This is a genomic window from Bacteroides sp. AM37-9 (assembly GCF_003603455.1).
Lineage (GTDB): Bacteria > Bacteroidota > Bacteroidia > Bacteroidales > Bacteroidaceae > Bacteroides > Bacteroides xylanisolvens.
The window spans coordinates 12,978-26,892 of record NZ_QTNF01000040.1 but is presented as its reverse complement, the minus strand read 5'-3'; the positions used below and the strand labels follow the sequence as shown (position 1 = coordinate 26,892).

Below are 13,915 nucleotides of genomic sequence, written 5' to 3'. Positions count from 1 at the left end.
AAGAAATCATGGGAACTAAGAAAAATTTTGTGTTAGACACAAATGTTATTCTTCACGATTACAATTGCTTGAAGAATTTTCAGGAAAATGATATTTACCTCCCTCTTGTTGTACTCGAAGAACTGGATAAGTTCAAAAAAGGAAACGAGCAGATTAATTTCAATGCTCGTGAGTTCGTACGCGAATTGGATGTATTGACTAGCGACGAGCTTTTCTCCGAAGGGGTGAAACTTGGCGAAGGATTGGGACGTTTATTTGTCGTGACAAGCAATGTGCCGGCTACCAAAGTGTGGGAATCGTTTCCAATAAAGAAACCCGACCATCTGATTTTGGCGGCAACCGAATATCTGGCCGATAAGTATCCGAATGTGAAATCTATCTTAGTGACCAAGGATGTGAATCTGCGTATGAAAGCTCGTTCAATCGGTCTGCTTTGCGAAGATTATATTACGGATAAGGTGGTCAATGTAGATGTGTTCGAGAAGTCGAATGAGATTTTCGAAAATGTAGATCCTGCATTGATCGACCGCATTTATTCTTCCAAAGAAGGTATTGACTTGAGTGAATTCGACTTTAAAGATTTGGTTCATCCCAATGAATGTTTTGTGTTGAAGAGTGACCGGAACAGTGTACTGGCACGCTACAATCCTTTCACACATTCTATTATCCGCGTGCTGAAAGGGAAAAATTATGGAATCGAACCCCGGAATGCGGAACAGAGTTTTGCTTTTGAGATCCTGAATGATCCGAATATCAAACTGGTAGCTCTGACAGGAAAAGCAGGAACAGGTAAGACTTTGCTGGCTTTGGCTGCTGCGTTGGGTAAACTGACCGATTACAAACAGATTTTGCTGGCACGTCCTGTTGTAGCGCTTTCTAATAAAGACATAGGTTTCCTTCCGGGAGATGCACAAGAGAAAGTAGCTCCTTATATGCAACCATTATTTGACAATCTGAACGTGATAAAACGTCAGTTTGCAGCAAACTCTACCGAAGTGAAGCGCATAGAAGATATGCAGAAAAGCGAACAGCTGGTGATTGAAGCTCTGGCATTTATCCGTGGTCGTAGTTTGAGCGAAATGTATTGCATCATTGACGAAGCGCAGAATCTGACCCCAAATGAAATAAAGACAATCATCACCCGTGCAGGCGAAGGTACGAAGATGGTATTTACGGGAGATATCCAGCAGATTGACCAACCTTATCTGGACAGTCAGTCCAATGGTCTGGTATATATGATTGATCGTATGAAAGACCAGAATATCTTTGCACACGTTAATCTGCTGAAAGGTGAACGAAGTGAATTGAGTGAACTGGCAAGCAACCTGCTGTAGGAAATGAAGAATGAAGAATGAAGAATTTACTATGCAGCATAATAGCGCAGCTTATTCTTCATTCTTCATTCTTCATTTTTCATTTCCTTTATTCTTTCTTTCCGAAATATTTAAGGAACTGTGTACGTTCAAACGTATTGACGCCTTTAATATCTTTGATATTCAGTTTGCCTTTGAATTGAGCTATATTTTCGAATCCTTTGCGTTCCATCCATGCAGAGAGGAAGCGGTTGGCTTCTCCAATAAATGCGTTTGTATTCAGATAGACTGCGCTACATACTTCTACGGCTGAAGCACCAGCAAGGATCGCTTTCACTACTGATTCAGCATTGGCAACACCACCGGAAGCTGCATAGTCGATCTTATCTACTACTGCAGATGCAATTCCAATCCAGCGGAGCGGATTGGCGAGGTCGGAAGCATTACTGAATATTTCTCCTGAAATATGCTCCATCTTTTCGATGTTGATGTCCGGCTGATAGAAGCGGTTGAAGAGAACAACTGCGGCTGCACCGTTGGCATACAACTGATCGATCAATACCACAGGATTGGTCAGGTTATCGCCCAGCTTCATGATAACGGGAATATTAACCGTCTGCTTGATGCGGCGGAGAATGTCGATGTGGCGTTGTTCGAATGAACCGTATGTATATTGCAGTTCTGATTGCAAGGCGAGGATATTGATTTCCAATGCGTCGGCACCAGCCTCTTCAATCTTCTTTGCAAAATCGATCCATTCGGAATCAGTGTAACAGTTGATGCTGGCAATGATAGGAATGGGGCATACCTTTTTGCTTTCTTTTATTAAAGTCAGGTATTCAGATAACTTGTGCTCACGGATATATTCTTCCAGATAGTCACTAGCTTCGGGATAGAATGCCGGGTCTTTCAGTTGATCTGCTTCCAGCATGATCTGTTCCTCAAACAGTGATTTTAGAACGACAGCACCGGCACCATCTTCGGCCAATTTTTTGTTTTTGCCGACACTGTTGGTCAGCCCTGAGCTACTGATGATGATAGGGTTTCTAAGAGAAAGCCCTGCGAAAGTAGTTTTTAAATCGGTCATAGCAATATGTTTTTTAATACTTAATCAATAATTTCTTTCTCCGAAAATCTTGCTTCCTACTCGTACCAGCGTACTTCCTGCGGCAATGGCTTCGTGATAGTCATGTGACATTCCCATTGATAGTTCGCAGAAGGTATCAGAGTGGGTGAACCAAGTTGTTTTTATCTCGTTAAAGAGTCTATTTAGTGAACAAAATTCTCGGTTGATTTGTTCAATACAATCGGTGTTGCTGGCCATACCCATTAATCCGCGGATGCGTACATGAGTCAGCTCTTTCCATTCTCCGACATTCAGCATCTCTTTACATTCTTCGGGACTGAAACCAAATTTGGTTTCTTCCTGCGCAACGTGAATCTGCAACAGACAGTTCACAGTACGTCCGGCCTTGACAGCTTGTTTGTTGACTTCGGCCAGTAGTTTATAACTATCAATTCCATGAATCATCGCTACGTATGGTATCATGTATTTGATTTTATTCGTTTGCAGGTGCCCGATAAAATGCCATTCGATATCTTTCGGCAAACTTTCGTATTTAGCTGTCATTTCCTGCACTTTGCTTTCTCCAAAAATACGCTGTCCCGCCTGATATGCTTCTTCTATCGCTTCATTGGGATGGAATTTTGAGACAGCAACCAGCCGGACTCCTTGAGGGAGTTCGGCCAGCACTTGCTTTAAATTGTCAGCAATACTCATTGTTACTTATGCTTTTGACGGATCAAATTCCGGTTTGTCATTCGGTTCGGCGCTGTAAGGATATACATCCATGAGCGGAGTTTCGGATACCATACCGATCTGATAATCTGCCATGGTTCCTTTCATGCCCTCATCCAGCTTTTTCACTGCATCACGCAAGTCGGCAGCTTGTACCAATACTTGAGTGGAAGTCTTTTTTTCCGCACCGCTTTTTTCATCGAGCGTGATAAAAATAAGTTTGCATTTGAACCAGCGGTCGGCACTTTCTTCGTCACTGGGGAATAATTCGCTATAGTTGGCACGTTTGATGTCCGAAACGGTAAATTCTCCGGAGATAAACGGAGTCATTTCTTCGATAATCCGTGCTTCTGCTTCTGTAAAACTGAGTGCATCAACAAGATAAGGTTCAGTTACTTTCTTCTGCATTCCGTTTTCCATTACTTTCTCATAACGGATCTTGCACTCAAACCATGTATGCATTGCCATAATTTTCTTCCTTTTTAATTAATTGATTCATGTAAATTGCCTACAAAGATAAACAAAATACCAAAGTAAGTGCCGAAAGATTTTTATTTTCTTTTATGCAGATTTTTTAGTTCAAATGAAAGCATGACACGGAAAAGTCCGATGATGAGGAAAGTAAAAGAAATCATGTAGACTGCGTAGAGTGCTCCTATGGCGGGTTGCCATAATATTAAAAGGGAACACAGAATGGCAAGGATACCGAAAGCCATGTACCAGCCCCAGTCGCGGGTTCCGTAACGTTTCAAGTCGATGGAATAGCCGGTGGAGGAGAAGCCGCGGAACATAAGCCAGAAGGCTATGATAAAAGGAATGACTTCCATGCTGACCATTGGGTAGGCAATCAGGTAGATACCCAGAACAAGGTCGATCAGTCCGCCTACGATATACCATCCCCAGCTCGGGACACCTTTCCGGTTGCTAAAAGCGAAGATAATTTCCAAAATACCGCTTATCAACATCGATACGCTGAAAATGATACTTAAAGCTACATAGGTGCTCACGGGTGAGAACATGAGCCAAAGGGCTACAATGATATACACGATTCCCAAAAGAAGAGAAGTCCACCAATTTTTTACTGAATGTTGAATCTCATTGAATACAGTTTCCATACATTTTATATTTTAAATTGAATACTAGGGTGATTTCGTTGTGGAATAACAAATTCAATTTAGAAAAGGTTTTCCGTGAACATATTTGGGGGAATCGTTGTTTCCTATATAAAGTAAATTTTAAATATAGATGCATTATGGCAACAACAAATTTCAAAGGACAACCGGTGAAACTAATCGGTGAATTTATACAAGTAGGTAAGGTAGCTCCTGACTTCGAGCTGGTAAAAACAGATTTATCTTCTTTCTCTCTGAAAGATTTGAATGGTAAAAATGTGATTTTAAATATTTTCCCCAGTCTGGATACCAGCGTATGTGCAACCTCTGTACGTAAGTTTAATAAGATGGCTGCCGGACTGAAAGATACGGTAGTATTGGCTATCTCTAAGGACCTTCCTTTTGCGCACGGTCGTTTCTGTACAACGGAAGGTATTGAAAATGTAATTCCATTGTCTGATTTCCGCTTCTCTGATTTCGACGAAAGTTACGGAGTGCGTATGGCAGATGGTCCGTTAGCAGGACTTTTGGCCCGTGCGGTAGTTGTAATTGGCAAGGATGGCAAGATTGCTTATACGGAACTTGTTCCTGAAATTACCCAGGAGCCTGATTATGATAAAGCCTTAGCTGCTGTAAAGTAATATAGAATATGGAGTATTAAGTATTAGGTATTAACTATTAGTTGCAGCTAATAAACGAATACGGCTAATACTTAATACTGCTCTTATCTTAAAGATTTTGACCTAATGGGAACTGGTAAAAAGGCTTGGTAAACTGCCAAGGCTCCGTTCTTGTTAGGTTGTGTTTTTTCTACACTAAACCTCAACTATCATGAACAAGATGAAAACTCTATTCATCACCCTGCTATGTATGGGTGCTGGAACCCTGTCGGCTCAAACTGCCGATAGTACACAAACTTCTCCCTGGACAAAAGAAGGATTTGCCGGACTGAAACTGACACAGGTGAGCCTGACTAACTGGGCTGCCGGAGGTGATAACTCTGTTGCCTTTGACTTGCAGGGCACTTATCAGATTAATTATAAGAAAGGAAAACATCTGTGGAATAATCGTATCGAACTGGCTTATGGATTGAATAAGACTGGTGACGACGGAACCAGGAAGGCTAATGATAAGATTTATTTGAATACGAATTATGGCTATGCTATTGCCAAAAGTTGGTATGCCAGCGCATTCGCCACTTTCCAGACGCAGTTCTCTCCCGGATATGACTATTCCGTCAATAAGGATGTTGCTATCTCCGAATTTATGGCTCCCGCTTATTTGACTACCGGTTTGGGCTTTACCTATGATCCGGGTAAGATATTTACCGTTGTATTGTCTCCTGCTGCATGGCGCGGAACATTTGTTCTCAATGACCGTCTCTCGGACGAAGGAGCCTATGGAGTGGATCCGGGCAAACACCTGTTATCCAGTTTCGGTGCTAACTTGAAAGGGGAAGCCAAATATGAATTTTTGAAGAATATGACAGTATATTCGCGTTTGGATTTATATTCCGATTATCTGCACAAGCCATTGAACATAGATGTGAACTGGGAAGTGCAAATAAATATGATTATCAATAAATGGTTTTCAACCACGCTCACTACTAACCTGATGTATGACGATGATGTGAAGATTGTACAAAAGGATGGTACCAAAGGATCTCGTGTACAATTTAAAGAGATCTTGGGAGTGGGAGTCCAATTCAATTTCTAAGGATTGGTTTTTAAGTATTAGGTATTAAGTATTAGTCATGGTAATACTTAATACCTAATACTTAATACTTATTTTTTCTTCTTCTTCAGTCCCTTATAAGCTAGGAATCCGATGACCAATACCACCACTGCTATAATGACATAGCCGATTTCGTGGCTGTATGTGGTTGCCATTACATAGACGTCATTAGTGGTTTTGAGGTCTGTAAACCGGTAGATCAGGTATCCGAGTAGAGCCAATATACTGTTCCATATCGCAGCGCCGAGAGTGGTGTAAAGTAGGAAAGGTCCTAATTTCATGCCGGCTAATCCTGCGGGAATACTGATAAGTTGGCGTACAGCCGGAATGAGACGGCCAAAGAAAGTGGAGGCTGCACCGTGCTTTCTGAAATATTCTTCTGCATGGTGTACCTTTTCTTCATCAATAAGGCACATGTGCCCTAAACGGCTGTTAGCGAATTTATAGACAATAGGACGACCCAGCCAACGCGCCAGGTAATAATTTACTAATGCACCGATATCTGCTCCTATGGTGGCAAATAGGACCACGAGAAAGATATTCATACTGTCGTCTGCCATAGCTTTCCATGCGGCAGGTGGCACTACGGCTTCCGAGGGGAAGGGAATAAAAGAACTTTCGATAGCCATAAAAATGGTGACTACCCAATAGTTCAAATTTTCTAATACCCATTTAAGAAGTTCTGCTACTGATTCCATGTTTTTTGAGGATAGAATTTATTAATCTGATTTATTTTTTTCCTTTCTTCTTTTTCTTATTCTCCTTTTTCATGCGTTCCCACACTTCTTTGAGAGTTCTTTCATCTTCCTCTCTATGTTCGGGACTATTTAACAGATCCAGAATCATATCTTCTTCCAGTGGATGTTCACATTCTTTGTTGTATTTAAAGAAGTTGTCGATTTCACCGTGCATGAGGCAAAGCACACTCAATTTCTCCGTCACATCTTCGTATTTCGGATTCATCTGGTACGCTTTTTCAAAGTATTCTTTGGCTTCTATCAGATAGTCACTTTCCGAATAAGCAGAGGCGATCATATACCACATTTCTATGTTAGAGTTAATCTCTATCGCTTTTTCGAAAGACAAGGCTGCTTCGTCTTCCAGCTCCTCTGCCAGATATAGTTTTCCCTCTGTCAGATAAATCAATCCTTCATTCGGGTTTATCTCTTTGGCTTTCTCGCAGAGCTGATGTGCTTCTTCATATCTTTCCAGATGGGACAGGGCGAAGGCTTTGCTGGTATATGTGTCTATTAATAGGACAGACTGTCTGTCTCCGTCTTCTTCAAAACGTGCGATTACTTTGTCGTAATAGTCATCGGCTTTCTGCCATTCTTCTTTATTGCCGTAAGATATTCCCATGAACATATAACCCAGTTCGGGGGGGATGGATTTAAGCTCGATCGCTTTTTGGTAATTCTCGATGGCATTATCCGAATTGTTCAGATAGAAAAAACAATGCGCTTTATAAGCGTAGGCTTCTCCACACTGATCGTCGGCTGCCAACGCAAAATCACAGGCTTCGATGGCCTTGTCTATTTGTTCCTGAACAAAGTAACATTTCACCAGTCCCATCCAATAGGAAGGGTTGAAAGGGGATTTGTCGATGAGTTTGTTGTAATAGATGATGGCCGATTCTACTTGGTGGGTCGATGCCAGATAATCGGCTGTGAGGGCCATATATTCTTCATCTTCGGCATAACGCGATTTACCTCGGTCGAGCCATTCTTTGGCTGCGTCCGGGTATCCCATGTCCAGATAGAGAAATACGACATCAATGATTGTTTCCAGTTCGTCGGCATCCGCTATCGTACTTAATAACCATTGGGCTTCTTCCAGTTTTCCTCCATTCAGCAATAGTTCGGCTTTCAGCAGTTTCACTTCCGAGTCAAAATCTTCGGTGATGGAATCTGCTACTTTCTTTGCTTTTTGCAGTTTTTGGGTGTCCAGGTAGAGATAGGCTTGTTCGATGAGTAAAGCTGTATTTCCCGGATGTATCTTAAGTCCGTAGGTGATTACTTCTTGTGCTTCTTCAAATTTCCGTTCGGAGGCATACCAGTCGGCGATGTCGGCCAGTTGGTCAGCATCCAGATAAAGTTGTCGGTTTTCTGCTTTTGCTTTTTCGTAGTTTGTGATAAGTGTGGCTAGTTGCTTTTTGGCTGATGGTGAGTTCTTTCTACCCATTTTTATTAATTTTGTTCACCACAGATTACACGGATTAACACAGATTTTTATTCTTTATTTCTCTAATCTGTGTTAATCCGTGTAATCTGTGGTGAAAGGTTATTTATTAATCTTCCCCCACGTATCTTTCAACCCTACTGTGCGGTTGAAAATCAGTTTTTCCGGGGTTGATTCTTTGTCGATATTAAAGTAACCGATCCGTTGGAACTGCAGGTAGGAGAGTGTAGGCAGGGTAGCTGCGAACTTCTCTATGTAGCAGTTGGGCAGAACTTTCAATGAGTCCGGATTGATGATTTCTTTCATGGCTTCCAGTGCTTCGCAATTTTTAGCTTCGCGGATGGCAGCCAGTTCGTCGCGTGGGTTTTCCACTTTCCACAGGCGGTCGTACAAACGTACTTCTGCTTGCAGGCAGTGATTGCAGCTTACCCAATGGAGCGTGCCTTTCACCTTACGGTTTGCGTCCGGCATACCGCTACGGGTATTAGCGTCATATTCACAATATACCTCTGTTATTACGCCGTTTTCGTCTTTCTTGCAACCGGTGCATTTTACGATATAGGCATTTTTGAGGCGTACTTCCTGTCCCGGTGTCATGCGGAAATATTTCTTGGGAGCGTCTTCCATGAAGTCTTCGCGTTCCATCCACAGTTCACGGCTGAATTCGATCAGGTGGCTTCCTGCTTCCGGGTCTTCCGGGTTGTTGATTGCTTCCAGTTCTTCAACCTGTCCTTCCGGATAGTTGGTGATGATTAGTTTAACGGGGTTGATCACTGCCGATACACGGGTGGCACGGCTGTTCAGGTCGTCCCGAACGGAGCTTTCCAACAGGGCGATGTCGTTTAGGGCATCGTATGTGGTATATCCGATTTTATCAATAAATTTATGAATAGATTCCGGTGAATAACCGCGACGGCGGAAACCGCAGATAGTCGGCATACGGGGGTCGTCCCATCCGTTCACCAATCCTTCTTTTACCAGTGTGAGCAGGTTACGTTTGCTCATCAGGGTATAGCTTAGGTTCAGTTTGTTGAATTCAGTCTGACGAGGACGGTTGTCGTTCAGGTCTTTTCCTTCTTTCAGCCAGTCGATGAAGAGGTCGTAAAGAGGACGGTGTACCACAAATTCGAGTGTACACAGCGAGTGAGTTACTCCTTCGAAGAAGTCACTCTGTCCGTGAGCGAAGTCATACATCGGATAAGCCTTCCAGGTAGTACCTGTACGGTGGTGCGGGTGTTTCACTACACGATAAATAATCGGATCGCGGAAGTGCATATTCGGGTTAGCCATGTCAATCTTGGCACGGAGCACCATAGCACCTTCTTCGATCTCGCCGCTATTCATTTTCTTAAAAAGTTCGAGGCTTTCTTCGATAGGACGGTTGCGGTAAGGGCTTTCCACACCCGGTTGGGTAGGAGTACCTTTTTGCTGTGCGATCAGTTCGGAGCTTTGTTCGTCAATATATGCTTTTCCCTCCTGAATCAGGCGGATAGCGAAGTCCCATAATTGTTGGAAGTAGTCGGAAGCGTAGTATTCGTTTCCCCACTGGTAGCCCAACCATTGAATATCTTCTTTGATAGCTTCTACATATTCCACATCTTCCTTGGTCGGGTTTGTGTCGTCGAAACGAAGGTTACATACACCGCCGTGTTTTTCTGCGATGCCGAAATCAAGGCAAATAGCTTTGGCATGGCCGATGTGAAGGTAACCGTTAGGTTCGGGCGGGAAGCGTGTCTGCACTTTTCCACCATTTTTACCTTCTTTCAAGTCTTTCTCTACTGCCTGTTCAATAAAGTTCAAGCTTTTCTTTTCGCCTGCTTCTTCGTTTTTAATATCTGTCATAACGGTTAATGTTATCTGTATTTAGGCTACAAAAGTAGGACATTTTTTTTATTTAACCGGAATATAACCACTCTTTTTTATAATGTCCTGTCCGTCGGACGAGAGAATAAACTGAATCAGGGGTGAGACTTGTTCCTTATTTTTTACATTATAGTAGTAATAAAGCGGGCGCACGATGGGGTAGGTCTTATTGGTGGCGTTCTCTACCGTAGGCGTGGCATAGTGGGTGCCGTCGTATGATACGGAAAGCGTTTTGACACGGGGAGATACGTATGCCAGTCCGACATATCCGATGGCTCCTTTGGTCTGACTGACAGACTGGATGATGGCACCCGTTGCCGGCATAGAAAGGCTGCTTGCCATGTAGTTTTTATTTTTCAGTACGCTCTCTTTGAAAAATTCGTAAGTACCGGACGATGTTTCGCGCGAGTAAACCACTATTTTGCGATCGTCTCCGCCTACCTGTTTCCAGTTGTTTATCTTCCCCCGGAAAATGTCTTCCAGTTGTTGGCGGGTCAGCTGCTTTACCGGATTGGAGGGATGCACCACCACGGCAAGGGCATCGTAGGCTACAATCACTTCGTCTACTTCTTCTCCGGCTCCTTTTATTTTCATCTTTTCGCTGAACTTGATCGGGCGGGAAGCCATTGCGATGTCCGTTGTATGATCCATTAAAGCGGAGATACCTACACCGGTTCCGCCACCGGTCACTGTGACACGGGCATTCGGGTGCTGGTTCATAAACCGCTCTGCTGTCTGTTGTGCGACAGGCAGTACCGTATCGCTACCTTTAATACGTTGTGCGTTGGCACCGAGCGAGAGTAAGGAAAGGGCGATTAATAAGTTTCTTCTCACTTTCATATTTCTTCGTTTTATTAACGTTGCAAATTAAGCAATCGGATATTACATTTTCATTTCATCCGGAGTGGAAATGGTACTTGTAACACAAACGTAACATGATTGAAACATTTCCTTCAAACGTTAGTCACACCTCCTTAATAAAGAGATGCTTTCTTTGCATCAGAAATCATAGCAGGTATATGAAAAAGGTATTTGAAAAGATTATAGAAGGAATGTTGACTTGTAGCGGCTTTGTGACAAGTATTACTATTCTGCTGATTGTACTCTTCCTTTTCACTGAAGCTTTCGGGCTGTTCAAGAGTAAAGTGATTGAAGAGGGATATGTGTTGGCGCTGAATAAGAGCAACAAGGTCAGCGTGTTGAGCCCCGCACAGATAAAAAATGTTTTTGACGAAGAGATTACAAACTGGAAGGAACTCGGTGGGGAAGATCTCCCTATCCGGGTTTTTCGTTTGGAAGATATAACGCAGTATTATACGGAAGAGGAGTTGGGACCTGCTTATGAATATGCAGGCGATAAGATTACGGAGCTGGTGGAGAAAACACCCGGCATCGTAGCTTTTGTTCCGCAGAAGTTTATTGTTCATCCGGACGCGGTACATTTCATAGAGGATAACACTATTTCCGTAAAGGATGTATTTGCGGGTGCCGAATGGTTTCCTACGGCCACTCCGGCTGCTCAATTCGGCTTTCTGCCGTTGATTACCGGGACGTTGTGGGTGAGCCTGTTTGCCATCCTTTTTGCTTTGCCGTTCGGGCTGTCGGTTTCTATCTATATGTCTGAAGTGGCAAATCCGAAAGTGCGGAACTGGCTAAAACCGATTATCGAACTGTTGAGCGGTATTCCTTCCGTTGTTTATGGCTTTTTCGGATTGATTGTCATTGTTCCGTTGATTCAGAAATTGTTTGATCTTCCGGTGGGAGAGAGTGGCTTGGCGGGAAGTATCGTACTGGCTATTATGGCATTGCCTACTATTATAACGGTGACGGAAGACGCGATGCGCAACTGTCCGCGTGCGATGCGGGAAGCGAGTCTGGCATTGGGCGCTTCGCAATGGCAGACGATATATAAGGTAGTGATTCCTTATTCTATTTCAGGGATTACATCCGGTGTGGTACTCGGTATCGGACGTGCTATCGGGGAGACGATGGCAGTATTGATGGTGACGGGTAATGCGGCTGTGATTCCGACAACGATCCTTGAGCCTTTGCGTACCATTCCGGCTACGATTGCAGCCGAATTGGGAGAAGCTCCTGCGGGAGGACCTCACTATCAGGCGTTATTCCTGTTGGGTGTCGTACTGTTCTTCATCACATTGATTATCAACTTTAGTGTGGAATATATTTCCTCTAAAGGATTAAAACGTAGCAAATAAGATGGAAATACGGAGTAATAATAAAGCTAAACACCGTTCGCAGAAAGTTGCTTTCGGGATTTTCCGGCTGTTGAGCCTTTGCATTGTACTGATATTGTTTGCAATTCTGGGATTTATCGTCTATAAAGGAATCGGCGCTATCAGTTGGGATTTTATCACTTCGGCTCCTACGGACGGGATGACAGGTGGCGGTATATGGCCGGCCATTGTCGGTACTTTCTATCTGATGGTGGGGAGTGCGCTGTTCGCCTTTCCGATAGGGGTGATGAGCGGAATTTATATGAATGAGTATGCGCCGAAAGGTAAGTTGGTACGCTTTATCCGGGTGATGACCAATAACTTGAGCGGTATTCCTTCCATCGTATTCGGATTGTTCGGTATGGCGCTGTTTGTCAATTATATGGGATTTGGTGATAGTATTTTGGCCGGTTCTTTGACATTAGGTTTGCTTTGCGTACCTTTGGTCATTCGGACAACGGAGGAGGCTCTGAAAGCCATTCCCGACAGTATGCGTGAAGGCAGCCGGGCCTTGGGGGCAACGAAATTGCAGACGATCTGGCACGTCATTCTGCCGATGGGGATGCCGAACATTATCACAGGGTTGATTCTTGCCTTGGGACGTGTTTCGGGAGAGACGGCGCCGATTCTGTTTACTTGTGCCGCATACTTCCTGCCACAACTGCCAACGGGTATTTTCGATCAGTGTATGGCATTGCCTTACCATTTGTATGTGATTTCCACGAGTGGAACGGATATGGAGGCACAATTGCCGCTGGCTTATGGTACGGCATTGGTGTTGATTATGATTATCCTGTTCGTGAATCTGCTGGCCAATGCATTGAGAAAGTATTTTGAGAAAAGAGTAAAAACAAACTAGATTAGTATATGGATACAGTGAAAATAGATGCGCGTGATGTGAACTTTTGGTATGGAGATTTTCATGCATTGAAGGGTATCAGTATGCAGATTGAGGAAAAGTCGGTTGTCGCTTTTATCGGACCGTCCGGTTGCGGTAAGTCTACTTTCCTCCGGCTTTTCAACCGGATGAATGATTTGATTCCTGCTACCCGTCTGGAGGGAGAAATCCGTATCGACGGACATAATATATATGCGAAAGGGGTGGAAGTGGACGAACTCCGCAAGAATGTAGGAATGGTGTTCCAGCGTCCGAATCCTTTTCCGAAAAGTATATTCGAGAATGTAGCTTACGGACTTCGTGTTAATGGAATAAAAGACAATGCTTTCATTCGCCATCGTGTGGAGGAAACGTTGAAAGGAGCGGCTCTTTGGGATGAGGTGAAAGATAAGTTGAAGGAGTCGGCTTATGCATTGTCCGGCGGACAGCAACAGCGGCTTTGTATCGCCCGTGCGATGGCTGTCTCTCCTTCGGTATTGCTGATGGATGAGCCTGCGTCTGCACTCGACCCTATTTCTACGGCTAAGGTGGAGGAGTTGATCCATGAATTGAAGAAGGATTATACGATTGTAATCGTTACGCATAATATGCAGCAAGCAGCCCGTGTCAGTGATAAGACGGCGTTTTTCTATATGGGCGAAATGGTGGAATTCGATCAAACGAAAAAGATATTCACCAATCCGGAGAAAGAGGCTACCCAGAATTACATAACGGGACGCTTCGGGTAATTCGTGAAATCCGTGCCTGAAATTTATTTCTGAAATGTCATTAGCAGAATATTAATC

Annotated in this window: 14 protein-coding genes; 6 read left to right on the top strand and 8 right to left on the bottom strand. The window is 43.6% G+C overall.

What is annotated here, in order from left to right:
* Positions 1–8: 8 nt before the first annotated feature.
* Positions 9–1,334 (top strand): PhoH family protein, encoded by a 1,326-nt coding sequence (locus DW862_RS21815; RefSeq protein ID WP_008643360.1) that lies wholly within the window; start codon positions 9–11, stop codon positions 1,332–1,334.
* 88 nt (positions 1,335–1,422) lie between these two features.
* On the opposite strand, the gene DW862_RS21810 is transcribed toward DW862_RS21815, so the two are convergent.
* The 4 genes from DW862_RS21810 to DW862_RS21795 form a co-directional block, all read right to left on the bottom strand.
* The gene (locus DW862_RS21810) at positions 1,423–2,400 is read right to left on the bottom strand and encodes a dihydroorotate dehydrogenase-like protein (RefSeq protein WP_049702526.1); all 978 of its coding nucleotides are present in this window, start codon (positions 2,398–2,400) and stop codon (positions 1,423–1,425) included.
* A gap of 24 nt (positions 2,401–2,424) precedes the next feature.
* On the bottom strand, positions 2,425–3,093 hold the full coding sequence (locus DW862_RS21805; protein WP_008025386.1) for a YggS family pyridoxal phosphate-dependent enzyme: 669 nt from the start codon (positions 3,091–3,093) through the stop codon (positions 2,425–2,427).
* A gap of 6 nt (positions 3,094–3,099) precedes the next feature.
* Positions 3,100–3,579, bottom strand: coding sequence for a DUF4494 domain-containing protein (locus tag DW862_RS21800; protein ID WP_004296648.1), 480 nt, complete (start codon positions 3,577–3,579; stop codon positions 3,100–3,102).
* An 83-nt stretch (positions 3,580–3,662) separates the two neighbouring features.
* On the bottom strand, positions 3,663–4,226 hold the full coding sequence (locus DW862_RS21795; protein ID WP_004317609.1) for an HdeD family acid-resistance protein: 564 nt from the start codon (positions 4,224–4,226) through the stop codon (positions 3,663–3,665).
* Positions 4,227–4,363: 137 nt separating this feature from the next.
* Between DW862_RS21795 and tpx the strand changes: the two genes are divergently transcribed.
* Both tpx and DW862_RS21785 read left to right on the top strand, forming a co-directional pair.
* Positions 4,364–4,864, top strand: coding sequence for a thiol peroxidase (gene tpx, locus DW862_RS21790; RefSeq protein WP_004296650.1), 501 nt, complete (start codon positions 4,364–4,366; stop codon positions 4,862–4,864).
* A 190-nt stretch (positions 4,865–5,054) separates the two neighbouring features.
* Positions 5,055–5,939: a DUF3078 domain-containing protein gene (locus tag DW862_RS21785; protein WP_004317613.1), complete on the top strand. Its 885-nt coding sequence runs from the start codon at positions 5,055–5,057 to the stop codon at positions 5,937–5,939.
* Between the two features lie 68 nt (positions 5,940–6,007).
* Here the strand turns inward: DW862_RS21785 and DW862_RS21780 are convergent, their stop codons facing one another.
* The 4 genes from DW862_RS21780 to DW862_RS21765 form a co-directional block, all read right to left on the bottom strand.
* Positions 6,008–6,655 (bottom strand): DedA family protein, encoded by a 648-nt coding sequence (locus DW862_RS21780; RefSeq protein ID WP_008025384.1) that lies wholly within the window; start codon positions 6,653–6,655, stop codon positions 6,008–6,010.
* 31 nt (positions 6,656–6,686) lie between these two features.
* Positions 6,687–8,138: a lipopolysaccharide assembly protein LapB gene (locus DW862_RS21775; RefSeq protein WP_008025382.1), complete on the bottom strand. Its 1,452-nt coding sequence runs from the start codon at positions 8,136–8,138 to the stop codon at positions 6,687–6,689.
* Between the two features lie 99 nt (positions 8,139–8,237).
* Entirely contained in the window at positions 8,238–9,977 is a 1,740-nt protein-coding gene (locus DW862_RS21770; protein WP_004317618.1) for a glutamine--tRNA ligase/YqeY domain fusion protein, read from the bottom strand.
* 48 nt (positions 9,978–10,025) lie between these two features.
* Positions 10,026–10,838, bottom strand: coding sequence for a phosphate ABC transporter substrate-binding protein (locus tag DW862_RS21765; RefSeq protein ID WP_008025380.1), 813 nt, complete (start codon positions 10,836–10,838; stop codon positions 10,026–10,028).
* Between the two features lie 179 nt (positions 10,839–11,017).
* Here DW862_RS21765 and pstC point away from each other — a divergent pair, with 179 nt between their 5' ends.
* Genes pstC through pstB form a run of 3 tightly spaced genes read left to right on the top strand, consistent with a single transcriptional unit; the run spans position 11,018 to position 13,858 of the window.
* Positions 11,018–12,214 carry a phosphate ABC transporter permease subunit PstC gene (pstC, locus tag DW862_RS21760; RefSeq protein WP_008025379.1) on the top strand — a complete coding sequence of 399 codons (1,197 nt, stop codon included), beginning with the start codon at positions 11,018–11,020 and terminating at the stop codon, positions 12,212–12,214.
* Between the two features lies 1 nt (position 12,215).
* On the top strand, positions 12,216–13,091 hold the full coding sequence (gene pstA, locus DW862_RS21755) for a phosphate ABC transporter permease PstA (protein WP_008025376.1): 876 nt from the start codon (positions 12,216–12,218) through the stop codon (positions 13,089–13,091).
* A gap of 8 nt (positions 13,092–13,099) precedes the next feature.
* Positions 13,100–13,858, top strand: a complete 759-nt coding sequence (pstB, locus tag DW862_RS21750; protein WP_074559003.1) for a phosphate ABC transporter ATP-binding protein PstB — start codon at positions 13,100–13,102, stop codon at positions 13,856–13,858.
* Positions 13,859–13,915 lie beyond the last annotated feature (57 nt).